Source organism: Heliomarina sp. (assembly GCF_052826185.1).
On sequence record NZ_JBRBUI010000016.1, the window covers coordinates 348,800 to 373,985 of the forward strand.

Below are 25,186 nucleotides of genomic sequence, written 5' to 3' on the forward strand. Positions count from 1 at the left end.
CATGACCGATATTCTGCAAATCCAGTCTCTCAACAAAAGCTTTGGCGGCATCAAGGCCACCGACGATCTGAACCTCTCCGTGCAGACGGGCGAGCTCCACGCCATCATCGGCCCGAATGGCGCAGGCAAGACCACGTTGATCAGCCAGCTTTCCGGCGGGCAGAAACCCGATACCGGTAAAATCCTGTTCAAGGGTCGCAACATCGCCGGGCAACCGGCGCACAAGCGCGCCAGTCTCGGGATTACGCGTTCGTTCCAGATCACCTCGCTGATCATGGAGATGAGCGTTCTCGACAATATCGCGCTGGCGGTGCAGGCGGGCGACGGGCATTCTTTCCGTTTCCTGCGGCCCGCGAGGTCGATCTCGCATCTGCGGGACCGCGCGCTTGAGCTGCTGAAACAGGTTGATCTCGCGGAAAAGGCGGATCATCAGACCGTTGCCCTTTCGCATGGCGAACACCGCCGGATGGAACTTGCCATCGCGCTCGCCTCCGAGGCCGATCTGATGCTGCTGGATGAACCCATGGCCGGGCTTGGTACCCATGAAAGCCACCAGATGGTCGAGTTGCTGCGCGGCATCAAGGGGCGTCACACGATACTGCTGATCGAACATGACATGGATGCGGTATTTGCGCTGGCTGACCGGATCTCGGTTCTGGTCTATGGCCATATCATCGCCACCGGCACACCGGCCGAAATCCGCGATAACGAAGCCGTGCAACACGCCTATCTGGGCGAGGAATAAGCCATGCTCGAATTGAAAGACGTCACCGCGCATTACGGCACAAGCCAGGCGCTTTTCGGCATGAGCCTTGATCTTCAGGCCGGGCAGGTTGCGACGCTGCTGGGCCGCAACGGCATGGGCAAGACCACCACGATCAACTCGATCATGGGCATCGTGAAAGCCTCGGGCGGGTCGATCCGTTTCGACGGGCAGGAACTCGTGGGCCGCGCCAGCTTTCGCACGGCGAACCTTGGCATCGGACTGGTTCCTGAGGGTCGGCAGATATTTCCCAATCTCACGATGATGGAAAACCTTGTCGCAACGGCCAGTAATCACCTTGGCGTCAGCGACCCATGGACGGTGGAGAAGGTCTTTGCTCTGTTTCCGGAACTGGAGACGCGCACATCCTCGATGGGCAACCTGCTCTCTGGCGGCGAACAGCAGATGCTGGCGATTGGCCGGGCGCTGATGACCAACCCCAAACTGCTGATCCTCGATGAGGCGACAGAAGGGCTCGCCCCGCTGGTGCGCCGCAAGATCTGGGACGCGCTCAGCGAAATCAGCAAGGCGGGTATGTCGATCCTAGTGGTCGACAAGAACCTTGCCGACCTGATGCGGATTTCCGACCGGCATTACATTGTGCAGCGCGGAGAGGTTGTCTGGTCCGGGTCGAGCGCCGAATTGCAGGCCGATGAAACGACCCGGCGGCGCTATCTCGAATTCTAAGGCGACGTCTTAAAAATTGACGTCGACGCCGGGCAGTTTCAGTTCTTTCATCATGTCGCGCAACTCTTGCCGTGCGGCCACGTTCGAGATGTTAAGCTGCTTGACGCCGATATCTTTGAGGTCAAGCAATGTCAGGCCGCGCGGGAAAAGTTCACGGAAAACAACGCGTTCGGAGAAGCCAGGCACGATGCGGAACCCGACCCGCTCGGCCAGCATCTTGACCGCGCGTTCCATCTTTTCCTTGTTGACCATGCGCTGGGTGCCGACGCGGTTACGCATGACAACCCAGTCGATCGGCTTCAGCCCGGCCTGCGCGCGCAGCTGACGGGCGTTCCAGACCATTTCGGAGTAGACCGACGGGCCGGTGATCTTTTCGCCCTTGGCATCCGTATGGGCCAGCAGGTCGAAATCGATGAAACTGTCGTTCAACGGCGTGATCAGCGTATCGGCCAGCGAGTGCGCGACCTGGCTCAGGCGTGTATGCGACCCGGGGCAGTCGATGAGGATGAAATCGCTTTGCGGCTCAAGCGATGCCACCGCGGCAGAGAGGCGGTGGTCATAGATGTTTTCGCCCGGGCTAAGCGTTGAAGGGTCGATATCGGGCAGGTCATGGCAATCCGCGCTGGGCAGGTTGAGCCCGGCCTTTGCGAGAAAGGTCTTCCGGTTCTCGGCATAGCGGCCCATGGTACGTTGGCGCAGGTCGAGATCAAGCGTGCTGACCTTGTGCCCCATCCGTGCCAGTGCCGTTGCCACATGCATGGAAACAGTTGATTTTCCCGCGCCGCCCTTTTCGTTGCCGACGACAATGATATGCGCCATTCTTGGTCCCTCAGCCCTGCGGATCGTACCCATTCCGCTTTTTCATTCCACTATATGTTGTGTGTTGGCCGATGGAAAGCCGTGACCGGCTCTAGAGCAGGGATTTAGGGCATTGCGGACACAACTATGGCAGGATGTTTGCTGCCCTAAGCGCCGCGCGAAGCGGGGCAAGCTGGGATTCATAGCGCCGCCAGCCCTGATCGGCCTCATCATGGATCGGTTCACGGACCTGCGCGGCACTTGCCGTCAGGACGGACCGGCTGGAATTCTGGGGGGCAAGGCAGGCGTCGGACCATTCAAGGTCGCAGGCCGATATAATACTGCGAATGGCAGGCTCCGGATTTTGAACCAGCGCGCCGTAGTCTACGGTGGTGATCCGGCCGGGATAGAGCTGCTGCCAGCTGCTCACCAAGTCACGATGCAACAAAAGGTAGGTGGCGATATCGGCGATATCATAGGCAAAACCGTTCCCTCCGCCGCTGAACTTGTGCCGGTAGAGCGACCACGCGACGGCGAGTGGGTTGCGCTCAAGATGCAGTATCTTCGCCTCTGGAAAGGCGGCGCAGATCAGCCCGATCCACCGAAAGTTCAGCGGCATCTTGTCGATGAGTACCGGTGCGCCGTCCGAAAAGTCCCGAAGCCCGTCCAGCACCTCGGTCCGGAAGGTGGCGAGCGTATCGGTGTCGATCCGGTTGTGTTTACCGATCTGCATGGCGCGCAGCACCCGTGCAGCGGCATTGGCGACGACCGCAAGCTCCCCGCCCGCCTGCGTGCCTGGCGCCTGTGACAGGATCTGTTCGACAAGCGTTGTCCCGGATCGCGGTAAGCCCGTTACAAAGATCGGTCGGATCGCCGCCGGGTCCGGATTCTGCAAAACTGGCGCATCGGCCAGCAGCGCCCTGCAAAAGGAAAACCGCGCGGCGTCCCGGCGTATGTCATAGGTAAACGCCTGCTTGCGTAGCCTGTTTCCAATTTCAAGATGGGCGAAAGCCGCGTCGTATTCTCCAAGATCATCCAGCGCCTTGAACATGGCGAAATGCAGCGGCGCGGCGTCGATGTCATCCGGCGCGGCGTTCGATATCTGTGCGTGCAGGTTGGCCAGATGGGGTTCCTGCGCGTGATAGGTGATAACGCGTGACAGGTTGTGATGCAGGTCGGGCTGGTCCGGCGCGAGGACAAGCGCTTGACGATAGAATTCGGCGGCGGTGTGCCGGTCCCCCCGGGCCTGCGCCAGTATCCCAAGGTGATTGAGCGGCCCCGCGTCGATTACCCCGTTTCCCAGCGCTGATTTATGGCAGGCTTCAGCCTCATCGGGGCGCCCGAGGTCACGCAGGGCGCGCCCCTTTATGTCGAGCGCCATCGGATGGCCCGGCCGTATGGAAAGAACCGCCTCGCACGCCTCAAGCGCCCGCGCTGGGCGTCCGAGTGTCAATCGGCACAGAGCAAGGCCAAGCCCGGCGCGCGCCTCTTTTCCGGATCGTTGGAAAGCCTGCTCCCACACACGTTCTGCCGAGTCATAGGCGCGGGTGCGTTCCAGCCACTGGGCCTCGGCCACGAGTTCGGCAACCGGCACATCGTCGATCTGTGCCAGCGCCTGCTGTGCCCGCCGGTTGGCGGGGAACCGTTGCAATACCGCGGTGAGCACGGTCTTGGCTTCTTGGCGGTCGCCATTTTTCAGGGCGCGTTGGGCGCGTTTCAGGGATTGGTCGACAGAGAGGGCAGCAGGCATTGAACATCCGTTCACGGGAACGGACAGAACATCCCCGCATATGGTTTCGAATTCGTCACCTCAAAACGAAAAACGCCGCCCCGAAACGGGGCGGCGTTCGGAATTCGAATGGATCGGGCTATTAGAAGCCGAGACCTTCGTATTTCTTCTTGAACTTGGAAACACGACCGCCGGTATCCATCAGGCGGGTGCCGCCACCGGTCCATGCGGGGTGCACGGAGGGGTCGATATCAAGCGACAGCTGGTCGCCTTCCTTGCCCCAGGTGGATTTCATCTTGACCACGGTGCCATCGGTCATCTTGACGTCGATGAAGTGGTAATCGGGGTGGAGATCTTTTTTCATCGTCCAGCTCCTTACGCGTTTGCGCCACTGAGGGGCTTGTAGTTGGAAACCTCTGCGATCCGGGCAGATTTGCCACGGCGGGCGCGCAGGTAGTACAGCTTGGCGCGACGGACTTTACCGCGGCGTACCACTTCGATGCTGTCGATATTAGTTGAATAGAGCGGGAATACACGTTCCACGCCTTCACCAAAGGAAATCTTGCGAACGGTGAACGAACCGGCAATGCCCTTGCCGTTCTTACGGCTGATGCAGACGCCTTCATAGTTCTGCACACGGGTGCGCGTACCTTCGGTCACCTTGTAACCGACGCGAATGGTGTCGCCGGCTTTAAAGTCGGGAATGGTCTTCCCCAGGTCGGAAATCTGTTCCGCCTCAAGTTGTGCGATAATGTCCATCGCATCTCTCCTACATGCTCGTGGTTTTTCCACGAAGATTTGCGCGGCCTCAGAGCTCTTGGTCTTCAACCGGGTCCCGCCTAAGCAGCCCGCCAGAGTTCAGGTCGTCGGTTCCTTGGTTTGCCGGTCCCTGCGGAAATGCCCTTGGCCGAAGAAAGCGGGGCGTAACACAGACCAGCCACCCGCGAACCGCCAAAGCGATTCCGGATCAGCGTTCCAATAGGGCAAAGCTGGTGTGCAATCAACCCCGCTTTGGGACGATCCGATCCGGCCCCGATTTCCGGGTCGGGCGTTTTCCAAATGCAAATGGCTTTTTACAAGGTCCGCGGCGAAAATTGAACCCGGCGGGCGGTGCAACGGGGCATTATTGCGGGCCCGCATTTGATTGATGTTTATGATTTAAAACAGGGGGTCAGGCCATGTGCGGGCTGTGTGGATTAGGCGATGCGGGATTTGCATCGGAGGCAAAGGGCGATCATTTCGCCGATTGGTCGCAAAGGGCGGCAGAGACGCTGGAAACCGGGCGGGGTGAGACGGAATTTGGCACCTTCTACGATATCCCGTCGGGGACGGGCACCTCGGTCGGGCTAAGCGTCGGGCAGAGGATCAACGCGCAGATCTCGGTGCAGGGCGACACTGACTGGTTCGGCATGCAGCTTGAGGCAGGCCAGACCTACCAGATCAGCCTGCGGGCGCTGTCCTCTGGTGGTCTGGCTGACCCAAAGGTCTATCTATTTGACGACACAGGAAATTTCCTGATCTCGGATGACGATAGGGGCGATGGCGACAACGCGCTGCTGACCTTCACGGCGACCAGAACCGGCGTCTATTTTGCGGGGGCCACCGGGTTTGGCAAGGATGAACAGACCGTCGGCAATTACGAGATCACGCTGGGCGAGGCCAATTTCGACGAAGACACGGTCGGTGACCTGCCGCAGCTTGCGGGCAGCATCAGCGCCGGTGATACGGTTGAAGGCCGGATCGATTACAGCGACGACGAGGACTGGTACGCGATTACCGTTGAAAAGGGCAAAAGCTACTGGGTCACGCTTGAAACCAACCGGACCCAAAGCCCGATCTACTTTCCCGATGCCAGCCCGCTGGCGAATCCCCGTCTGTCGGTGGTGACCGAAAGCCTGAGCGAAATCGCCTTTAACGACGACAACGGCATCACGCGGGATGCCGCCGTGACTTTCAAAGCGAAAAATGACGGGGTCTATTACATCAAGGCGCTGGGTGGTCCGGGCAATACCGGTGACTTCATCCTTAGGGCCGATGAGTTTTCACCGCCGGAACCGCCGTCGCCCATCGACGCGCTGGACTGGGGCGTCAAGTTTAACAAGACCGATATCAGGGTCTATTTCGCCGCGCAGGGCGAGACCTTTGGCGGTGAAACAACCGACCAGCCGTGGAATACCTACGAAGCCGGACAGGCGATGGCAGCACTGGGCGAATACAGCCGTTTTTCGCAGCTCAGTTTCACGCAGGTGAGCAATGCGTCCGACGCGGATTTCTTCATGGTCAAGAATTTCGAGGAAGGCTCGACCACGGGGCGCATGATCCCGCAGGATCCGAATTATTCCCCGGACGAAGGTGTCGGCTGGTTCAACACCAGCAACACGGTCTGGTCGCGCGACAAGGCAGGCGGCCTGCTGGAAAAAGGCGCCTATGGCTATTCCAACTTCATCCACGAATTCGGCCACGGGCTTGGCCTGTCCCACCCGCATGACAACGGCGGGACATCCGCCATCTTCGCCGGCGTGACCGGCAGCGGCGACAAGGGGGAAAACGATCTCAACCAAGAGGTCTTTACCGTCATGTCCTATAACAAGGGCTGGCAGACCGGGCCAAATGGCGGCTCGGGCACCAATGCCTTTGGGATCGCGCGGACGCCGATGGCCTTCGATATCGCGCAGATCCAGAAGAAATACGGCGCGAACGACAGTTATGCCCCGGGCAAGGATTCATATGCGCTCTGGACCGCGAACCAGACCGGCACCGGCTATGAAACGATCTGGGATACCGGTGGCAAGGACAGCATCGTCAACCCCGGCAATGACAGCGCCACGATCGATCTGAGGGCCGCCACGCTCAAGGCTGAACCGGGCGGCGGCGGTTTCGTGTCCTTCGTAAGTGGGGTTTTCGGCGGCTACACCATCGCCAGCGGCGTCAAGATCGAGATAGCGATTGGTGGCGGCGCGGCGGATACGCTGATCGGCAACCGCTTTTCCAACCTGCTGGACGGCAGGGGCGGCAAGGACATCATGATCGGCGGCAAGGGCAACGATAAATACGTACTCAGCCAGTCCGATGACGTGGTGTCGGAATTCCGCAAGGGCGGCACGGACATGGTGATCGCCCGCGATTTCGATATCGACCTGAAGGACTACAAACAGGTCGAAAACGCGCGGATCAAGGGCAAGACCGACCTCGACCTGTCCGGCAGCAAGGGCGCGAACAAGCTCTTGGGTAATGGCGGCGACAACGTGATTTCCGGCAAGGGTGGTGGCGATGTGCTTGACGGCAAGAACGGTGCCGACCGGCTGGACGGGGCCGGAGGTCAGGACACGCTGAAAGGCAAGGGCGGCGATGACCGGCTGCTCGGCGGCGGCAAATCCGACACGCTCGACGGCGGCTCTGGCGACAATATCCTGACCGGCGGCAAGGGGCGCGATGTCTTTGTTTTCAAAGGCAAGCTTGGCAGCAATGACATAACCGACTTCGAGGCGGGGCGTGACGCGCTGCACCTTTCGCAGAAGCTCTGGCAGGGGAAACTGAACGAAGACTCGGTGGTCGATGATTTCGCCGACCTGATCGGCGGCGAGGTTCTATTCGATTTTGGCGGCGGCGCCCAGATCCGCCTTGCCGGGGTTTCCTCACTGGACGGGCTGGCCGGAGACATCGTGCTTATCTGACGGCTCAGTCCTGCTCCGGCTTGTCCTGATGCGCTTGCCAGAGGTCGGGGCGGCGTTCGCGCGTCAGGCGTTCTGACTGCGCGCGCCGCCACTTGGCGATTTCACCATGATGGCCCGACATGAGCACATCGGGGATCTTGCGACCGTTCCATTCGGCGGGCCGGGTGTATTGCGGATGTTCCAGCAAGCCATTGGAAAAGCTCTCTTCTTCGGTCGAGGCCGCGTTGCCCAGCACGTTCGGCAATAGCCGCACCGTGGCATCGATCAGCGCCTGCGCCGCAATCTCTCCGCCGGTCATGACGAAATCGCCAAGGCTCACTTCTTGAATGCCGTAGTGCTCGATCACCCGTTCGTCGATGCCCTCGAACCGCCCGCAAAGCAGCGTCACGCCCGGCCCCGAGGCCAGCTGCCGCATGAGGTTCTGCGTCATCGGCCGTCCGCGCGGCGACAGGTAGATCAATGGCCAGGGGCCGTGAGTGCCCTCCTGCGCCGCATCCAGCGCCGCGCCCAGCACATCGGGGCGCAGCACCATGCCCGCGCCACCGCCCGCCGGGGTGTCGTCGACATTGCGGTGTTTGCCCTCGCCGAACTGGCGCAGCTCGATCGTCTCAAGCTGCCAGAGCCCGTCCTGCAACGCCTTGCCCGTCAGGCTTTCGCCAAGCACGCCGGGAAACGCCGCCGGAAACAGGGTGATGACCTTGGCCTTCCAGACACCGGCCAGATCGGGCGTCGGGGTAATCAGCTCGCGCGGTTTCAGCGTCGGGCGGATGGTCTTGCGCCCGTGCGAGCGGGGCTTGGTTTCAGGCGTGTCGGACATGGGTGGGACTTTCGATTGCGGCCCGCTCCAGCAGGGCGGCCTTGCGCGCGGTCAGGGTTTCGTCATCAAGGGCGCTGCGGTTCAGCGCCAGCAACTCGGGGGCCAGATCCAGAGCCGGTCCGATATTATGCGCGGGTTCCGGCGCGAGTTTAGCGTGCATCTCTTGCGACAGGTCCAACTGGTCGATCAGCAGTTGCGCGGGGCCAAGCCGGGTCGCGGCACATTGTTCAAGCGCGACGGTGTGCAGGCTGGCCGGGGCGATTGAGGCTTCGATCCTGCCAAGCGTTTCGGGGATGGTATCCAGCGGCGTGATTTCCGCGCCAAATTCCTTCAAGTCCTGCTGCAACCGGCTGACACGAAGGTTGTGCAGCCAGAGCGAATTCAGCCAGCTTTCCGGCGCACGGGTCAGGAAACAAAAGCGGATATCGGCATCCGGCCCGAAATGCTCACGCAGGATCACCGCAAGCTGCGCCATCAGCTCTGGCGCGCAGTCATAGCCTTTCTGACCATCCCGTCCGGGCATCCGTCCGGCAAGGTTCTCATGGCTCAGTACGAGATCGCGTGCCGGGTCTACCGGGGCAAGGGTTTCGCGCATTTCCGCCGCGAATTCCTCAAGCAGTTGCGGCGTGCGGAAACGGGAATAGCGCATGGCCAGACGCGCCGCGCCCTTGCCAAGCCTGAACGGCAAAAGCAGCTGCACGCGGGGCGACAGCTCTTTGCGGTTGTTGCGCAGGAAACGCTGGATGGTGGTCGAGCCGGTCTTGTGAAAACCGGCATGGACGATGACCCTTGCCGCCATCAGGGCTTGCCTTGGAAGAGCCCTTCGGGCGGGTCGGCAACAATGCGCCCCGCCCCCAGATCGACGGTAGGGACATTGGCAAGCGTAAACGGCAGCAAAACCGTTTCACCGCCATTTTCCGGTTTGATCTCAAGCAGATCGCCGGCGCCGTGGTTCAGCACCATGATCACCTTGCCCAGCGTTTCGCCGCCGGTATCGACAACCGTCAGGCCGATCAGGTCGGCATGGTAGAATTCGTCATCCGGCAGCGAAGGCAGCCGATCGCGCGGGGCAAAGAGCCTTGTGCCGCGCAGAGCATCGGCGTCTTCCTTGGTCTTCACACCGCTCAGGATCGCGGCGAAACCGGTATTGATAGGGCGGTTGATCGAGACCGTGAAACTCTGGCTGCCGTCCTCGGTGGTGAGCGGCGAATAGGTTTCGATATCTTCGGGCTGGGCGCAAAAGCTTTTCAACCGCACCTCGCCCCGGACGCCGAAAGCGCCAGCGATCGCGCCGACACAGATCAGCTCTGGATTGTCATTCTCTGGCATCGGATGTTCCGCGACCCAAGGGAGAAGGGCAGGCGGCGCAGAGAACCCGCGCCGCCCGGTCCGGTCTTATTCCGCCGATGCTTCTTCGGCAGGTGCGTTTGCTGCTTCGGCGGCTTCTGCTGCCTTGGCTGCCTTGGCGTCGGCCAGTTCCTGAGCTTTCTTGCCCGGGGTGCCTTTCTTCGGGTTACTACGCTCGGTCTTGGCGCGGACGCCCGAAGCTTCGAGCATACGTGCGATCCGGTCGGTCGGCTGCGCGCCCTGATCGAGCCAGTGCTGAACGCGCTCGACATCCATTTTCACGCGGTCTTCGCTGTCTTTGGGGAGCAGCGGGTTATAGGTGCCGAGCTTTTCGATAAAGCGGCCATCGCGGGGCATGCGGGAATCCGCTGCAACGATGCGGTAGAAGGGACGCTTTTTCGAGCCGCCGCGGGCGAGACGAATTTTCATGGCCATTTGAGTTTCTCCTTGTGAATGGCGTGATCCGGGGAATGCCCGGTTATTGCTGGTGTTTCTCGTGGTGGTGAATGACTTCCTGAATGATGAAATTCAGGAAAGCCTTGGCGAATTCAGGGTCGAGATCGGCCTTGAGCGCCAGGTCTTCGAGACGTGCGATCTGCTGCGCTTCGCGCGCGGGATCGGACGGGGGAAGGTCGTGCTCGGCCTTGAGACGGCCGACCGCCTGGGTGTGTTTGAACCGCTCGCCCAGCGTGTAGACGAGAATGGCATCGAGGCGGTCGATGCTTTCGCGGTGTTCTTTCAGAAGGCTGGCCGCGCGGCTGGTGTGGGTGTCGGTCATGAAAGCCTCCGGAAAAGGGAAATTCGGGGGGTGACAGCCGTACACAGGCCGTACACCTCCTGTACACCGCCGCAGCGCAGCATTCGCCGGTTTGCCGGTGTTCCGGCCGTGCGGGGGGTGAAAGGTAAACGATCAGTCAATGGCCCAGCCCTCCGGTTTGAAGAGCGGATCGGCGTAATGGCCGATCTCCATCTCGATCCCGTGCGCGAGCTGCGTGCCCGACAGCGCCGCCGGCGAGGGGTGGCGATAGACCACGTCATTGCCGTCGATGCTGGCGGCGGAATCGTCGCGTTTCGCGCCGAGCCGTTCGGCAAGGCGGATGCTGTCGAGGTTCTTGGGGTCGATATAGCTGACCGCCGTTTCCCAGTTCTGCTGCCGGTAGAAATAGCTTCGCGCCGCATGGGCCGCTTCGAGCGCGTAGCCGCGCCCGGCCTTGTCGGGCCAGATCACCCAGGCGATTTCGCGCTCGGGCCATTTCGCGGGCTGCCAGCCGCCGACCATACCGTAGGTTTCGTCGGTCACGCGGTCATGCACCATCCACATGCCAAAGCCGCGAATGTCCCAGTGGCCGATTTCGGCGGCATAGAGCATCCATGATTCATAGGCGTTCAGTGGCCCGCCCATGAACCGGGCGCGGTAGCTGGTGAAGGTCGCCTTGAAATCCGGGTAATCCTGCGGTTCCGGACCGCGTAAGGACAGACGGGTGGTTTCGATGGTGGGAATCTGGCTCATGCGGCGGCCTCCTCGGGGAGAGGGTGGCGGTAGACATGGCAGGGCTTGTCGAAAAAGGTGATCTCGCGTTCCAGTTTCGCGCCAAGACGTTCGGCCAGCGCGATGGAGCGGGTGTTGTCGGGCTGGATATAGCTGATCGGGCGCGGCAGGTTCTGGTGGCGGGCGGCATGGGTACGGGCGGCCAGCGCGGCCTCGTAAGCATAGCCCTTGCCCTCGAACCCGTTGAAAACGTGCCAGCCGAGTTCGGGCTCGTCCCAGCCGTCGTTGAAGATCATGCCGACGCGGCCGGCGGCTTTGCCGCTGGCGCGTTCCTCGAGCATCCACATGCCATAGCCGCGCAGCGCCCAGTGCCCGTAGGTCGCAAGGAAAGACCCCCAGCTGGCGCGGCGCGGCATCGGGCCGCCGACGAATTCCGCGCGCTCGGAAGCGGCGAATTCGGCCAGAGCGTCGAAATCGCTTTCGCGAGGGCCGCGCAGGATCAGGTTTTCGGTGTCGAAGACCGGAATGGGGAGGGAGAAGCCGCTCATGCGTAGGCCTCCATCCCGCCCTCGGCAAGGTCTTCGGGGGAGGGGTGGCGCCAGACATGCATGAAGCCGTGGCGTTCATGGGTGAAGTCGCCATCATGCCTGCAGCCGAGCCGTTCGGCCACGCGGGCCGAGCCGGTATTGTCGGGTTTCACGAGGCTGATCGCGGTGGTCCAGCCGAGCGTATCATAGGCAAAGCTGCGCGCGGCGGCCCCGGCCTCGGTCGCGTAGCCGCGCCCCTCGAACCCCTCGAAGAGATCCCAGCCGATTTCCGCCTCGGGCCAGCCTTCGGGGTTGAACAACCCGATCAGGCCGACCGGCGTTTTGGTTTCGGTTTCCTCGACGATCCAGCGGCCATAGCCACGCAGGGTCCAATGGCCCGCCTCCATCGCCAGCATGCGCCAGGACGCCTCACGCCCGAGCGGGCCGCCGACGAATTTCGACCTGTCGCTGGCGTAGAAGGCCGCGAAGGGGGCGAAATCGCTTTCGACCGGGGCGCGCAGTGTCAGGCGCGGGGTATGGAGGGTGGGGATCAGCATCAGCCGCGCATCCTCGCGACCCGCAGGGCGGGCCGGGACCGGAGGAGCCTCCGGCGGGGATTATTGAGACCCAAAGAAGTCATGGTCATTTCTTCTTGCCGAAACCGCTGAGCCCGGGGGGAAGGGCGCCGCCACCGAGACCGGGGAGACCGCCGCCGCCCATGCCACCCATGCCGCCAGGGAGCTTGCCGCCCATCTGCTTGGCCGCCGCTTCGAGCGCCTTGGGGTCCATTTGCGAGGGGTCGGGCATGCCGCCCTTGCCGAACATGCCTTTCATGGCCTGTTTCATCATGCCGCCCTTGCCCATCTTGCCCATCTTTTTCATCATGTCGCCCATCTGGCGATGCATCTTGAGCAGCTTGTTGAGGTCGGAGACCTCCATCCCGGCACCGGCGGCGATGCGTTTCTTGCGGCTGGCCTGCAGCAGCTGCGGGGCGGCGCGTTCCTTCTTGGTCATCGACTGGATCAGGGCGATCTGCTGTTTCAGGATCCTGTCGTCGAAACCGGCCTGTTCGACCTGCTTGGCCATTTTACCCATGCCGGGCATCATCTGCATCATGCCCTCCATGCCGCCCATCTTGAGCATCTGTTCAAGCTGCATGCGCAGGTCGTTCATGTTGAACTGACCTTTCATCATGCGCTTCATCATCTTTTCGGCCTGTTCGGCCTCGATGGTTTCCTGTGCGCGTTCGACGAGGGAGACGATGTCGCCCATGCCGAGGATGCGGCCCGCGATCCGGTCGGGCTCAAAAGTTTCGATCGCGTCCATCTTTTCGCCGAGGCCGACGAAGCGGATCGGCTTGCCGGTGACGGCGCGCATCGAGAGGGCGGCGCCACCACGGCCGTCGCCGTCCATCCGGGTGAGGACGACGCCGGTGACGCCAATCTTGTCGTCGAATTCGGTGGCGACGTTGACCGCGTCCTGACCGGTGAGGCCATCGACCACCAGCAGGGTTTCGCGCGGGTTGGCCACGTCGCGCACGGCGGCGGCCTGGGCGATCAGCTCCTGGTCGATATGGAGGCGACCGGCGGTGTCGAGCATGTAGACGTCATAGCCCCCGAGCGCGGCCTGCGTTTTGGCACGCTTGGCGATGGCGACCGGGTCTTCGCCCTTGACGATGGGCAGGGTGTCGACGCCGATCTGGGTGCCGAGGATCGCGAGCTGTTCCATCGCGGCGGGTCGGTTGGTGTCGAGCGAGGCCATCAGAACGCGCTTGCCGTCGCGGTCTTTCATCCGCTTTGCGAGCTTGGCGGTGGTGGTGGTCTTGCCCGAGCCCTGCAGGCCGACCATCAGGATCGGCGCGGGCGGGTTGTCGATTTTCAGCTGGCCGGGGTCGCCTTCGCCACGGAGCACGTCGACGAGGGCGTCATGCACGATCTTGACGACCTGCTGGCCGGGGGTGACGGATTTTGTGACCGCCTGACCGGTGGCCTGATCCTGTACTTTCTTGACGAAATCGCGGGCGACGGGGAGGGAGACGTCCGCCTCGAGCAGGGCGACACGTACCTCGCGCAGGGCGGTTTTGACGTCATCCTCGGAGAGCGCGCCCTGCTTGGTCAGCCGGTCGAAGACACCGGACAGGCGTTCGGAGAGATTTTCAAACATATGCCGGTTCCTTTTCGACCGTTGATATTTGACCCCTAACTTAGGAAGGGACCGCGAAATGCACAAACGCCCCCGTGGGCGCAACGCGCTGACGGAGGGCGATCCCGGCGCAATTAACCGGGACCGGATGGCAGGTGCTATCCGGTATTGGCGCTGCGATAGGGGGTTGGGGCGCGGGAGTCAAGCGTCGTGGGCTTTTCGGCGCCTGCTTAAACGCGAAACGGCGGACCGGGGTGGTCCGCCGTCTGGCTTGTGTTAATGCGTCCAGATCAGGCGGCGAGGGCGCCGATCTCGGAATCGGCCTTGGCCATGCTGGCGTCGGCGTCGATGGCGAGCTGGTCGGCGGCGACGATGGTCACATCGGTGATGCCGACGAAACCAAGCACCGTCTTGAGGTAGGTCGTCGCATGATCGACAGGCGAGCCGACCGGAACGCCGCCCGAGGCGACGGCGAGGATTGCCTTCTTGCCGGTCAGCAGGCCTTCGGGGCCATTTTCCGTGTAACGGAAGGTGACGCCGACGCGGGCGATCAGGTCGATCCATGCCTTGAGCGAGGAGGGCACCGAGAAGTTGTAGATCGGCACGCCGATCACCAGCGTGTCGGCGGCCTGGATCTCGGCCACCAGCGCGTCGGAGAGGATGAGGCTGGCTTTTGCCGCTTCGTCGCGGTCTTCGGCAGGGGTAACGCGGGCGGCGACCCATGTCGGGTCGATATGGGGCAGCGGCTCGGCAGCAAGGTCGCGGATGGAGACGGTGTCTGGGGCGAGTTTCTCGATGACCTTGTCGGTCAGTTTGCGGGTAACGGAACCCGCGCCCGAGGCGGAGGAATCGATGCGCAGAATGGAAGTGGTCATGTCAGTGTCCTCGTGAGGAGAGTGTTTCTGTTCGGAAGGGCCTTTTGGAGGCTGGCCGTATACCGATTGATTTGGCTATTGCACTGGCGAACGCAACGGCCGATTATGAACAGGATATGTGAGTTTCTGCACAGAGCGAGCCATGAAAAATTACGCGGAAGAGCCGTTTGCGGCCAAGGCGGGCCAGACGATGGAGAACTGGGACGAGGTGCGCACGGCGTTTCAGGTCGCGCGGATGGGGACTGTGAGCGGCGCAGCGGATGTGCTGGGCGTTCACCATGCAACGGTGATCCGCCATATCGATGCGCTTGAAGGTCGGATCGGGGTCAAGCTGTTCCAGCGCCATGCGCGGGGCTATACGGCGACCGAAGCGGGCAGCGACCTGTTGCGGGTGGCGCAGGCGACCGAGGACCAGTTCAACCAGCTTGTCGCGCGGCTCAAGGGGCAGGGCGACGAGGTGGCGGGCGAGCTGGTCGTGACCTCGCTGTCGAGCATGGCGCCGGTACTGGTGCCGGTGATGGTCGATTTCCAGCGGATGCATCCGGGGTTAAACGTGCGCTACCTGACCAGCGGGCGGCTGCTTCGGCTGGAATACGGCGAGGCGCATGTGGCGATCCGGGCCGGACGCTCTCCAGACCAGCCGGATAACGTGGTGCAGCCTTTCGTGAGCCAGAATATCGCGCTTTATGCGAGCGAGAGTTATCGTGACGCCTTCGGCCTGCCCGAAAGCGAGGCGGATTTCCCGCAACACTGGTTCGTCGGTCCGGAGGATCCCGACAGCCGGGCGCCTTTCTATCGCTGGCTGCGCGATGCGGTCACGCCGGATCGGATCAGTTTCCGCGTTACCAGCGAGCATTCCGCCCGCGAGGCGGTGATGGCGGGGGCCGGTATCGGGTTCATCGGGCAAAGCGAAGCCAAGCGGATTCCCGGCTTGATCGAGGTGATGCCGCCGCGTGAGGAATGGACCGCACCGCTCTGGCTGGTGACTCATGTGGACCTGCACCGGACCAACAAGGTGCAGGCCTTTCTGACCTTCCTGAAACAGCGGGCGCAGGAATGGGTGTGCTGAACCGCGACGGCGAGGGGTTGTCCCCCGCCGCGAAGGGGCATTTGGCGATGCTGGCCTTTTCGGCGCTGGTGGCGGGATCCTTCTCGCTTGGGTCGATGGCGGCGAACGAGATCGCCCCGGCGGCGCTGAACGCGGTGCGGTTCGCGATTGCCGCCGTGGTTATCGGGGTGGCGGCTTTTGCCACGACGGGCGTGTCGCGAAGCGCGTTGCAGGCGCCGTGGCGCTATCTGGTGCTGGGCGGGTTGTTCGCGATCTATTTCGTGCTGATGTTCGAAGGGTTGAAAACCGCGCGCCCGGTGAGTGCGGCGGCGGTGTTCACGCTGGTGCCGCTGATGGCGGCGGGGTTCGGCTGGCTGCTGATGCGGCAGGTCACGACGCCGCGCATGGCGCTGGCGCTGGCAATTGGCGGTGTCGGTGCGCTCTGGGTTGTGTTCCGCGCCGATTGGGCCGCGTTCCGGGCCTTTGAGATCGGGCGTGGCGAGGTGATCTATTTCTGGGGCTGTGTCGCCCATGCGGCCTATACGCCGATGGTGCGCAAGCTGAACCGGGGAGAGCCGGCGATCGTCTTTACCTTTGGCATGTTGCTGGCCGGGTTCGCCGTGCTGACCGCCTATGGCTGGTCGGACATCCGGGCGACGGACTGGGGCAACCTGCCGGTGATCGTCTGGGTCGCCATCGGCTACACGGCGATTTTCGCCAGTGCGATGACATTCGTGCTGATGCAATTCGCGACGCTGCGCCTGCCCTCGGCCAAGGTCATGGCCTATACCTATCTGACGCCAAGCTGGGTGATCCTGTGGGAGATCGCTCTTGGCAACGGGGTGCCCGGTTTCATGGTATTGATCGGGATCGGCTTGACCATTCTGGCGCTGGCGCTGCTTCTGCGCGATGAAACGAAACCGGTCGTGGAACTTTCTGCTGCGTTGGAGCGTTGATTTTCACTAAAATCAAAAAATGAGAGACAGTAGAATGCGTAACATCATCTACATCATCGGCTTGGTTGTGATCGTACTTTTGGTCCTGCGCTTTGCGTTCGGCGCCATCTAAGCAAAATGGCGTCAGTCCTGTTTCGGCATTTCTGACGCCAGAAACCGTTCGAACGCGTCGAGGTTGATGGGTTCGAACTGACCAAAGCCCTGCATCCAGACCGAGGCATCGCGCAGGGCATCAGGCTCCAGCTTGCACCATTTTACCCGGCCACGTTTTTCCTGACTGATCAGCCCCGCGCGGGTGAGGATCACGAGATGCTTGGAGATGGCCGCCAGCGACATCTCGAACGGCTCTGCCACATCGGTCACGGCCATGTCATCCTCGAGCAACATGCGGAGGATTTCGCGCCGTGTCGGATCGGCGAGCGCGGCAAAGACGGTGTCGAGCGTTTCGGACATGGGAAAGCCTTGGCGCAGCGGCGGATGTTCGTCAACCAGATGGTTGAATATGGGTTTTCGCCTGTTTTCACCGGATGACGGGCCGAGGACCCGGGGTGCGGCTTTCCCGAAATTGAAATTCTTCTATATTTTACAGGGTGTTGCTGTGTCCGGCGTGCGGTGCAACAGGTAATTGACTCTGACCTTGGCATTGCCTAGCACCATGCCAACACTTGTGAGGAGTGAAACGGTGAGCGATGAGGACCAAAAGCAGCGCCTGGCGCAGCTTGAGGCGCGGATCGCGGCGGCTAAAAAGGCCGAGCCGGTGAAGTCTCACAATGACGAGCACTATTCTCAGGCGCATCTGGCCTGGCGGATGGTGATCGAGCTGGTTGCCGGTCTTGGGATCGGGTTTGGCATCGGGTACGGGCTGGATCGCCTTTTCGGGACGATCCCGATTTTCCTGCTGCTGTTTACAATGCTGGGGCTAGTGGCGGGGGTCAAAACCATGCTGCGCAGCGCCAGAGAGATACAGAACGACGCGCAGGCCGAAACGGTCGCGGATGACGAGAGGAACTGAACGCATGGCAACCGAGGCACATGGCGCTGAAGAGGGTGGTCTGGTCTTTCACCCGATGGACCAGTTCATCGTGAAACCCCTGTTCGGGGATGGCCCGGTCGCGTGGTACACGCCGACCAACGTCACCCTCTGGATGGCCATCACCATTCTTGCCGTGATCGCGCTTTTGGTGCTGTCGACGTCGCGCCGTTCCATCGTTCCGTCGCGCGGCCAGTCCGTCGCCGAGCTGGCCTATGGCTTTATCTACAAGATGGTAGAGGACGTGACCGGCAAAGAGGGGCTGAAGTATTTCCCCTATATCATGACCCTGTTCATGTTCATCGTGCTGGCGAACTTCCTTGGCTTGTTGCCGATGGCCTTTACCACCACCAGCCACATCGCGGTAACCGCGCTGCTGGCGATGGCAGTGTTCCTGACGGTGACGGTGCTTGGTTTCGTCAAGAACGGCGCATCCTTCCTTGGCCTGTTCTGGGTCAGCTCGGCGCCGCTGGCGCTGCGCCCGGTGCTCGCCGTGATCGAGATCATTTCCTACTTCGTGCGTCCGGTCAGCCACTCCATTCGTCTTGCCGGTAACATGATGGCCGGTCACGCCGTGATCAAGGTTTTCGCAGCCTTTGCCGCCATTGCAGCGATCTCGCCGCTGTCGGTTGTCGCGATCACCGCGATGTACGGGCTGGAAGTGCTGGTGGCCTTTATCCAGGCCTACGTGTTCACGATCCTCACCTGCGTGTACCTGAAAGACGCGCTGCATCCGCATCACTGAGGGGATTTCCCCCGGAAACTAATTGCCGGTGGGCAGGTTGCCCACCGTACCAACAACATCCAATTCCATCGTAAGGAGAGAAATCATGGAAGGCGATATCGTACAAATGGGCGCATTCATCGGCGCAGGTCTGGCATCGATCGGCATGGGCGGCGCGGCTGTCGGTGTGGGCAACGTTGCAGGCAACTACCTGGCCGGCGCTCTGCGCAACCCCTCTGCTGCTGCTTCGCAGACGGCAACTCTCTTCATCGGCATCGCGTTCGCAGAAGCTCTGGGGATCTTCTCGTTCCTCGTCGCTCTGCTGCTGATGTTTGCTGTCTGAACCCTACTGGACAATTTCCTTACGGTCGGGCGGTGCAGACGTACCGCCCGTTGTAACGGCGAGTTCCAAGGGAGAACGACATGGCAACTGAGACGCATGCAACCAATGGCGAAGGCTTGGCTGACGCGACTGGCGTAGCCTCGCACAGCGCCGACGCAGCGCCCGGCATGCCGCAGCTGGATTTCGGGACCTTCCCGAACCAGGTGTTCTGGCTGGTCGTGACGCTGGTGGTGATCTACCTGATCCTGTCCCGCGTGGCACTGCCGCGCATTTCGGCAATCCTTGCCGAGCGTGCGGGCACGATCACCAATGACATCGCCGCGGCTGAAGACCTGAAAGCCAAGGCGCTGGAAGCGGAAGAAGCCTATAACAAGGCACTGGCGGACGCCCGCTCGGAAGCGCAGCGCATTGTTGCCGCGGCCAAGGCCGATATACAGAGCGATCTGGATGTGGCTATCGAGAAGGCAGATGCTGAAATCGCGGCCAAGTCGGCTGAATCGGAAAAGGCGATTGCCGAGATCCGTGCCGGTGCGCTGGAAGCGATCGAGGACGTGGCCAAGGAAACGGCTGCCGAGCTGGTCACCGCCATGGGCGGTAACGCCGACGCGGCGGCGATCGACGGTGCGGTATCCGCACGGGTGAAAGGATAAGCGCGATGAAGACCTCCCTTACCTTTCTTGCGGGCATCGTTATGGCGAGCCCGGCCTTTGCGGCCACCGGTCCTTTCGTATCGCTGCGCAACACGAACTTTATCGTGTTGCTGGCTTTCCTGCTGTTCATCGCGGTCCTGATCTATTTCAAAGTGCCGAGCCTGCTGATGGGCATGCTCGACAAGCGCGCCGACGGCATCAAGTCGGAGCTGGACGAAGCACGCGCCCTGCGTGAAGAAGCCCAGACCGTGCTGGCCAGCTATGAGCGCAAGCAGCGCGAAGTGCAGGAACAGGCGAACCGTATCGTCGAGACCGCAAAGCACGAAGCGGAGCAGGCGGCGGAGCAAGCCAAGGTCGATCTGCAGAAATCGATCGAGCGCCGGATGGCGGCGGCCGAAGAGCAGATCGCATCGGCGCAGGACAAAGCTGTCCGCGACGTTCGTGACCGGGCGGTTGATATCGCCGTCGCAGTGGCCCGCGAAGTGCTGGCCAAGCAGATGACCGCGGCAAGTGCCAATGCGCTGATCAACGACTCGATCAAGCAGGTGGATGCCAAGCTGCACTGAGGTTTCGACCTTAGCGAGAACCGAATGAACCCGGCCCGGTGGCCGGGTTTTTTCATGTCCGGGTTCAGGGGTGGCGGCGTTCGCGGGCGAGGCGCTGTTCGGCGACTTCCGCGTTGTGACGCGCGCGGCGATCATCGCGCAGGGCCTGTTCCACGTAGCCGAGATGCGTGCGCACGGCGGCGCTCGCGGCCTCGGCGTCGCGCGCCTGGATGGCCGCATTGATGGCGCGGTGCTGGTCGAGCAGGGCCGCGCGCGAGGTCTGCTGCGCGAACATGACCTGCCGGTTGTAGAACACGCCCTCGCGTAGCAACTCGTACATGGAACGCATCATGTGCAGCATCACGACGTTATGGCTGGCCTCGATGATGGCGCTGTGGAACTGCGCGTCGAGCCGGGCATTGCGTTCAGGGTCGCGCCGGTCATGGCTGGCCTCCATCTTGTCGAAGATTTCCTGAAGCACCGCGCGATCGGCATCGGTGGCAAGCCGGGCGGCGCGTTCGGCGGCCATCGCCTCGATATCGCGGCGGAAGGCAACATAGTCGAAGAGTGCTTCGTCATGGGTTGCGAAGAGCTGGCGCAGGGCCGGGGAAAAGGCCGACCCGAGCACCTCGGCCACGTAGATGCCGGAGCCGGGACGGGCCGTCACAAGGCCGCGTTCCTGAAGGTCGGCGATGGCGTCGCGCAGTGATGGACGGGACACGCCGAGTTTCTCGGAGAGTTCGCGTTCCGAGGGAAGCCGTTCACCGGGGCGCAGGATGCCGCGCAGGATCAACTGTTCGATCTGGCGAATGACCGAGGTCGAGAGCTTTTCCGGTTCAACCCTGGTGAACGGCATGGGGCGCTTCCTGATTTTTGCCGGGATCATAAGCGGGTGGGGTTAAGCTCACAATGGGGGCATGGCGGTGGGGGTGGGAAAGCGGGTGTTAACCATCAGTGGGCGAGAGTGGGGGCGTGATGCGAAACCTCTGCCGCGGAGACAAATTTTTGAGAAAAATTTGGAAGAATTTTTCGAAAATTCTTTGGCGTCGGTGGCTAGGGGCGGTGTGCCTATTGGCTCTTGGTGCCTGTGACACGGCGGGTACCCATTTCGAAAACGTCCCAGCCACCCGGGTGACGGTCGACGGTTCCGTTTTCGACATCCGGGTCCGGGGGCGGCTGGCCGAGGCGGTGCGGATCAATCCGCAATATGCGCCGCGACTGGGGCCGATCCGGGCACGGGCGGCGTTTGCCATGGCCGAGGTCAGCGGCTGCAAGGTGCGCGAGGTCCGTGGCGATCCGGCGCTGTTGACCGGGATCCTCGCCTGCAAGGGTCAGCCCGTGCCGCGTGCCCTGCCGCCTGTGCCGCTGTCATACAGCTGTCTTGAACTCGCCGGGTGGGTTCGGGATGGCGAGGGTTCACCCTACGTCGACTACGAATGTACGCCCTATTGATCGCAAAAACCTGCCAGTTTTTCCGATATCTTGTGGATAAGCGTAGCTGATACGCGAGATGATGGGTAAAACCGTTGACGGGAGCGGTTTGAGGATTCCACTCTGAACCCTCAGAGGAATCAGGAACCCGCGTTTTGCAATTCACCAAGCTACGGCTGACTGGCTTCAAGAGCTTTGTCGATCCGACCGACCTGATCATTGCCAACGGGCTGACCGGGGTTGTCGGGCCGAATGGCTGTGGCAAGTCGAACCTGCTTGAGGCGCTGCGTTGGGTGATGGGGGAAAACCGGCCAACCGCGATGCGGGGCGGTGGCATGGAGGACGTGATCTTTGCCGGGGCGGCGACACGCCCGGCGCGGAACTTTGCCGAAGTGTCCCTGTTGCTCGACAATGGCGACCGGCTGGCGCCGGCTGGGTTCAACGATTCCGACCAGCTGGAGATCGTGCGGCGGATCACCCGCGACGTGGGCAGCGCCTATAAGGCCAATTCCAAGGATGTGCGGGCGCGTGACGTGCAGATGCTGTTTGCCGATGCTTCGACCGGCTCGCATTCACCGGCGCTGGTGCGGCAGGGGCAGATTTCCGAGCTGATCAACGCCAAGCCGACCGCGCGGCGGCGTATCCTTGAGGAAGCGGCGGGTATTTCGGGGTTGTACCAGCGGCGGCATGAAGCGGAGCTCAAACTGAACGGGGCCGAGGCGAACCTTGTGCGCGTCGATGACGTGATCGAACAGTTGGCGGCGCAGCTTGCGCAGCTGGCACGGCAGGCCCGGCAGGCGGCGCGCTATCGCGAGATCGGGGAACAGTTGCGGCAGGCCGAGGGCATGTTGCTCTATCGCCGCTGGAAAGAGGCCGACACGGCCAGTGCCGATGCGCAGGTCGCGCTGCGCGAGCGGATGCTCGCGACCTCGCAGGCCGAGCGGGCGACGCAGGAGTCGGTCAAACATAGAACCGCCGCCGAAGAAGCGCTGCCCGCGCTGCGCGAGGAAGAGGCCATCGCGGCGGCGGTGGTGCAGCGGCTTATGGTGCAGCGCGACACGATCCGCGATCAGGAGGAGCGCGCGCGCCAGACAATCGAGACGCTGACCGGTCGGATCGAACAGCTTTCCCGCGATATCGACCGGGAATCGGGTCTGAACAAGGATGCGGGCGAAACCATTGAGCGGCTCGACTGGGAGGCGGCCGAACTTGCCAAGGCGGGCGAGGGGCATGAGGGGCGTTTGGCCGAGGCCTCGGATGCGGCGAAACAGGCGGCCTCGGTGCTGCAGGAACGCGAGGCGCTGCTGAGCCAGGAGACGGAAGACGTGGCGCGGCTTGCGGCGCGCTACCAGTCCGGGCGGCGCCTGCTGGAAGACAGCCGCAAGACGTTGGATCGCGCCGAGAGCGAAGCGGAAAAAGCCCGCCGTGCGGTCGAAGAGGCGCGGGCGGCACTAGGCCGGTCCTCGGTCGATTTCGAAGCGGCGGGCAAGGCCGAGGCGGAGGCACAGGTGGCCGCTAAGGCCGCCGAACAGGCGGTGACGGCGGCGGAGGAGGCCCGGGCCGAAACCCAGACCCGCGAGGCCGAAGCCCGCGCCCAACGCTCCGAAGCCGAGGGCGAGCAGGGTGCGCTGCGGGCCGAGGTCACGGCGCTGGCCAAGCTGCTGGCGCGGGACACCGCCGAGGGCGGTCAGGTTCTGGACGAGATGAAAGTTGCGCCGGGCTATGAAAAGGCGCTGGGGGCGGCGCTGGCCGATGATCTGCGCGCGCCGCTGGTGGATAAGGACGGCCCCTCGGGCTGGGTGACGGTGCCGGTGTACGAGCGCCATCAGCCGCTGCCGCAAGAGGCCGAGCCGCTGGCCGGTCACGTGACCGGGCCGGCCGCCCTGTCGCGCCGGATCGCGCAGATCGGGCTGGTCGATGCGGATGAGGGCGAACGGTTGCAATCGCATCTGCGCCCCGGACAGCGACTGGTGTCGCTTGAGGGCGATCTCTGGCGCTGGGATGGTTACCGGGCATGGTCGGAGGATGCGCCAAGCGCGGCGGCGCTGCGGCTGGAGCAGTTGAACCGGCTTGAGGCACTGAAGCAGGAAATGGAACATGTGACCGCCCGCGCCGACGGGGCGCGGCAGGCGCATGAGACGCTGAGCCGGATGCTGGCGGAGCGGACCGAGGCGGATAAGGCGGCGCGGGATGCGCGGCGCAAGGCGGAACAGGCGGTCGCCGATGCGGCTCGGGCGCTGAGCCGGGCGGAATCGGAGCGCAACCTTGCGCAGGGGCGGCTTGAGAACGTCTCGCTCGCGGTGACGCGGCATAACGAGGACGCGCTGGCGGCACGGACCCAGCTGCGCGAGGCCGAAGCGGCGCTAGAAGGGCTGAGCGACCTTGATACGGCGCGGGCGCAGATCGAGGAGATCAAGCAGGGCGTCGAGGCCGCGCGGATCACCATGATGACCCGCCGGTCGTCGCATGACGAGATCCGCCGGGAGGGCGAGGCGCGGATTGCTCGCTCGCAGCAGATTACCAAGGAAGTCTCGGGCTGGCGGCACCGGCTGGAGACGGCGGGCAAGCGCATCGCGGAACTGGTCGAGCGCAAGGAAGCGAGCGAGGGCGAGTTGGCCGAGGCCAGCGCGGCCCCTGATCGGCTGGCGCAGGAACGCGACGCGGTGTCGATCGAGATCGCTCGGGCGGAAAAGCGCAAGGCAGCCTCGAGCGAGGCGCTGTCCTTGGGCGAAGCGGCGCTGCGCGAGGCGGCGCAGGCGGAGCGGGACGCGGAACGGGCGGCCTCCGAGGCGCGCGAGGCGCGGGCGGCGGCAGAGGCGCGCAGCGAGGCGGCGCGGGAAAGTGTGGCGCAGGCGGCGGAGCGCATTGCCGAGAGCCAGCAGATGACGCCGAACCAGTTGCTGACCCGGCTGGACGTGGCCCCGAACCAGATTCCGACGGTGGACGATCTGGAAAACGAGGTAAACCGTTGCAAGCGCCAGCGCGATGCGCTGGGGGCGGTGAACCTGCGGGCCGAGGAAGATGCGCGCGAGGTGCAGGAGGAGCATGACACGCTCTTGCACGAAAAGGCTGATCTGGAAGAGGCGATCAAGACGCTGCGGTCCGGCATTGCCAGCCTTAACCGCGAGGGCCGCGAACGTCTGCTGACCGCCTTTGAGCAGGTGAACAGCAATTTCGCGATGCTCTTTAAACACCTGTTCGGCGGTGGCGAGGCCAATCTGGTCATGGTCGAAAGCGACGATCCGCTGGAAGCCGGGCTGGAAATCATGTGCCAGCCGCCGGGCAAGAAGCTCTCGACCCTGTCTCTGTTGTCCGGGGGCGAGCAGACGCTGACGGCGATGGCGCTGATCTTTGCTGTGTTCCTTGCGAACCCGGCGCCGATCTGCGTGCTCGACGAGGTGGATGCGCCGCTGGATGATGCGAACGTGACCCGGTTCTGCGATCTGCTGGATGAAATGTGCCGCCGGACCGAAACCCGTTTCCTGATCATCACGCACCACGCGGTGACGATGAGCCGGATGGACCGTCTGTTCGGGGTGACGATGCAGGAACAGGGCGTGAGCCAGCTTGTCTCGGTCGATCTGAAAAAAGCCGAGCAGATGGTGGCCTGA

General features: G+C 62.8%; 28 protein-coding genes. 12 read left to right on the forward strand and 16 right to left on the reverse strand.

Annotated elements, in window-relative coordinates:
* Position 1 precedes the first annotated feature (1 nt).
* Positions 2-745, forward strand: a complete 744-nt coding sequence (locus ACU0FH_RS04905; protein WP_446193616.1) for an ABC transporter ATP-binding protein — start codon at positions 2-4, stop codon at positions 743-745.
* A gap of 3 nt (positions 746-748) precedes the next feature.
* Complete coding sequence (locus ACU0FH_RS04910; protein ID WP_238371627.1) at positions 749-1,450, forward strand: ABC transporter ATP-binding protein; 702 nt, start codon at positions 749-751, stop codon at positions 1,448-1,450.
* Positions 1,451-1,459: 9 nt separating this feature from the next.
* Here ACU0FH_RS04910 and ACU0FH_RS04915 read toward each other — a convergent pair whose 3' ends face one another.
* From ACU0FH_RS04915 to rplS, 4 genes are all read right to left on the reverse strand, one after another.
* Entirely contained in the window at positions 1,460-2,269 is an 810-nt protein-coding gene (locus ACU0FH_RS04915) for a division plane positioning ATPase MipZ (protein ID WP_446193617.1), read from the reverse strand.
* A 124-nt stretch (positions 2,270-2,393) separates the two neighbouring features.
* Entirely contained in the window at positions 2,394-3,998 is a 1,605-nt protein-coding gene (locus ACU0FH_RS04920; RefSeq protein ID WP_446193618.1) for a sulfotransferase, read from the reverse strand.
* Between the two features lie 121 nt (positions 3,999-4,119).
* Positions 4,120-4,341, reverse strand: coding sequence for a 50S ribosomal protein L31 (rpmE, locus tag ACU0FH_RS04925; RefSeq protein WP_088633110.1), 222 nt, complete (start codon positions 4,339-4,341; stop codon positions 4,120-4,122).
* Between the two features lie 11 nt (positions 4,342-4,352).
* Positions 4,353-4,736 carry a 50S ribosomal protein L19 gene (rplS, locus tag ACU0FH_RS04930; protein WP_446193619.1) on the reverse strand — a complete coding sequence of 128 codons (384 nt, stop codon included), beginning with the start codon at positions 4,734-4,736 and terminating at the stop codon, positions 4,353-4,355.
* Positions 4,737-5,155: 419 nt separating this feature from the next.
* Here rplS and ACU0FH_RS04935 point away from each other — a divergent pair, with 419 nt between their 5' ends.
* Positions 5,156-7,651: a pre-peptidase C-terminal domain-containing protein gene (locus tag ACU0FH_RS04935; protein ID WP_446193620.1), complete on the forward strand. Its 2,496-nt coding sequence runs from the start codon at positions 5,156-5,158 to the stop codon at positions 7,649-7,651.
* Between the two features lie 4 nt (positions 7,652-7,655).
* Here ACU0FH_RS04935 and trmD read toward each other — a convergent pair whose 3' ends face one another.
* The 10 genes from trmD to ACU0FH_RS04985 all read right to left on the reverse strand — a co-directional run bounded on the left by trmD (position 7,656) and on the right by ACU0FH_RS04985 (position 14,848).
* Positions 7,656-8,468: a tRNA (guanosine(37)-N1)-methyltransferase TrmD gene (trmD, locus tag ACU0FH_RS04940; protein WP_446193621.1), complete on the reverse strand. Its 813-nt coding sequence runs from the start codon at positions 8,466-8,468 to the stop codon at positions 7,656-7,658.
* On the reverse strand, positions 8,452-9,267 hold the full coding sequence (locus ACU0FH_RS04945; protein WP_446193622.1) for a hypothetical protein: 816 nt from the start codon (positions 9,265-9,267) through the stop codon (positions 8,452-8,454). Before ACU0FH_RS04945 ends, trmD begins: the two co-directional genes overlap by 17 nt.
* On the reverse strand, positions 9,267-9,797 hold the full coding sequence (gene rimM, locus ACU0FH_RS04950) for a ribosome maturation factor RimM (protein WP_446193623.1): 531 nt from the start codon (positions 9,795-9,797) through the stop codon (positions 9,267-9,269). Before rimM ends, ACU0FH_RS04945 begins: the two co-directional genes overlap by 1 nt.
* A 66-nt stretch (positions 9,798-9,863) precedes the next feature.
* Positions 9,864-10,250 carry a 30S ribosomal protein S16 gene (rpsP, locus tag ACU0FH_RS04955; protein WP_238371618.1) on the reverse strand — a complete coding sequence of 129 codons (387 nt, stop codon included), beginning with the start codon at positions 10,248-10,250 and terminating at the stop codon, positions 9,864-9,866.
* A 43-nt stretch (positions 10,251-10,293) separates the two neighbouring features.
* Positions 10,294-10,593 (reverse strand): chorismate mutase, encoded by a 300-nt coding sequence (locus tag ACU0FH_RS04960; RefSeq protein WP_238371617.1) that lies wholly within the window; start codon positions 10,591-10,593, stop codon positions 10,294-10,296.
* A 132-nt stretch (positions 10,594-10,725) separates the two neighbouring features.
* Positions 10,726-11,325 (reverse strand): GNAT family N-acetyltransferase, encoded by a 600-nt coding sequence (locus ACU0FH_RS04965; protein WP_446193624.1) that lies wholly within the window; start codon positions 11,323-11,325, stop codon positions 10,726-10,728.
* On the reverse strand, positions 11,322-11,852 hold the full coding sequence (locus ACU0FH_RS04970) for a GNAT family N-acetyltransferase (RefSeq protein ID WP_446193625.1): 531 nt from the start codon (positions 11,850-11,852) through the stop codon (positions 11,322-11,324). The genes ACU0FH_RS04965 and ACU0FH_RS04970 overlap by 4 nt, the downstream gene beginning before the upstream one ends.
* Positions 11,849-12,388 carry a GNAT family N-acetyltransferase gene (locus ACU0FH_RS04975; RefSeq protein ID WP_088633120.1) on the reverse strand — a complete coding sequence of 180 codons (540 nt, stop codon included), beginning with the start codon at positions 12,386-12,388 and terminating at the stop codon, positions 11,849-11,851. The genes ACU0FH_RS04970 and ACU0FH_RS04975 overlap by 4 nt, the downstream gene beginning before the upstream one ends.
* Positions 12,389-12,473: 85 nt before the next feature.
* Complete coding sequence (gene ffh, locus ACU0FH_RS04980) at positions 12,474-13,994, reverse strand: signal recognition particle protein (RefSeq protein WP_446193626.1); 1,521 nt, start codon at positions 13,992-13,994, stop codon at positions 12,474-12,476.
* Between the two features lie 269 nt (positions 13,995-14,263).
* Positions 14,264-14,848, reverse strand: a complete 585-nt coding sequence (locus ACU0FH_RS04985; RefSeq protein WP_446193627.1) for an FMN-dependent NADH-azoreductase — start codon at positions 14,846-14,848, stop codon at positions 14,264-14,266.
* Between the two features lie 190 nt (positions 14,849-15,038).
* Between ACU0FH_RS04985 and ACU0FH_RS04990 the strand changes: the two genes are divergently transcribed.
* Positions 15,039-15,917, forward strand: coding sequence for a LysR family transcriptional regulator (locus ACU0FH_RS04990; protein ID WP_446193682.1), 879 nt, complete (start codon positions 15,039-15,041; stop codon positions 15,915-15,917).
* A complete protein-coding gene (locus ACU0FH_RS04995; protein WP_446193628.1) occupies positions 15,905-16,852 on the forward strand; it encodes a DMT family transporter in 948 nt (315 codons plus the stop codon). Before ACU0FH_RS04990 ends, ACU0FH_RS04995 begins: the two co-directional genes overlap by 13 nt.
* Positions 16,853-16,975: 123 nt before the next feature.
* Here ACU0FH_RS04995 and ACU0FH_RS05000 read toward each other — a convergent pair whose 3' ends face one another.
* A complete protein-coding gene (locus ACU0FH_RS05000) occupies positions 16,976-17,305 on the reverse strand; it encodes an ArsR/SmtB family transcription factor (protein WP_446193629.1) in 330 nt (109 codons plus the stop codon).
* 229 nt (positions 17,306-17,534) lie between these two features.
* Here ACU0FH_RS05000 and ACU0FH_RS05005 point away from each other — a divergent pair, with 229 nt between their 5' ends.
* The 5 genes from ACU0FH_RS05005 (at position 17,535) to ACU0FH_RS05025 (ending at position 20,165) form a co-directional block, all read left to right on the forward strand.
* On the forward strand, positions 17,535-17,864 hold the full coding sequence (locus tag ACU0FH_RS05005; protein ID WP_238371610.1) for an AtpZ/AtpI family protein: 330 nt from the start codon (positions 17,535-17,537) through the stop codon (positions 17,862-17,864).
* A 4-nt stretch (positions 17,865-17,868) separates the two neighbouring features.
* Complete coding sequence (locus tag ACU0FH_RS05010; RefSeq protein ID WP_446193630.1) at positions 17,869-18,627, forward strand: F0F1 ATP synthase subunit A; 759 nt, start codon at positions 17,869-17,871, stop codon at positions 18,625-18,627.
* 85 nt (positions 18,628-18,712) lie between these two features.
* Complete coding sequence (locus tag ACU0FH_RS05015; protein WP_088633125.1) at positions 18,713-18,949, forward strand: F0F1 ATP synthase subunit C; 237 nt, start codon at positions 18,713-18,715, stop codon at positions 18,947-18,949.
* Positions 18,950-19,029: 80 nt separating this feature from the next.
* Positions 19,030-19,599: a F0F1 ATP synthase subunit B' gene (locus ACU0FH_RS05020; RefSeq protein ID WP_446193631.1), complete on the forward strand. Its 570-nt coding sequence runs from the start codon at positions 19,030-19,032 to the stop codon at positions 19,597-19,599.
* Positions 19,600-19,604: 5 nt separating this feature from the next.
* On the forward strand, positions 19,605-20,165 hold the full coding sequence (locus ACU0FH_RS05025) for a F0F1 ATP synthase subunit B (protein WP_238371607.1): 561 nt from the start codon (positions 19,605-19,607) through the stop codon (positions 20,163-20,165).
* Positions 20,166-20,229: 64 nt separating this feature from the next.
* Here ACU0FH_RS05025 and ACU0FH_RS05030 read toward each other — a convergent pair whose 3' ends face one another.
* Positions 20,230-21,000: a FadR/GntR family transcriptional regulator gene (locus ACU0FH_RS05030; protein ID WP_446193632.1), complete on the reverse strand. Its 771-nt coding sequence runs from the start codon at positions 20,998-21,000 to the stop codon at positions 20,230-20,232.
* Positions 21,001-21,206: 206 nt separating this feature from the next.
* Here ACU0FH_RS05030 and ACU0FH_RS05035 point away from each other — a divergent pair, with 206 nt between their 5' ends.
* Together ACU0FH_RS05035 and smc are read left to right on the forward strand one after the other, a co-directional pair.
* Positions 21,207-21,596 carry a hypothetical protein gene (locus ACU0FH_RS05035; RefSeq protein WP_446193633.1) on the forward strand — a complete coding sequence of 130 codons (390 nt, stop codon included), beginning with the start codon at positions 21,207-21,209 and terminating at the stop codon, positions 21,594-21,596.
* A gap of 134 nt (positions 21,597-21,730) precedes the next feature.
* Positions 21,731-25,186: a chromosome segregation protein SMC gene (gene smc / locus ACU0FH_RS05040; RefSeq protein ID WP_446193634.1), complete on the forward strand. Its 3,456-nt coding sequence runs from the start codon at positions 21,731-21,733 to the stop codon at positions 25,184-25,186.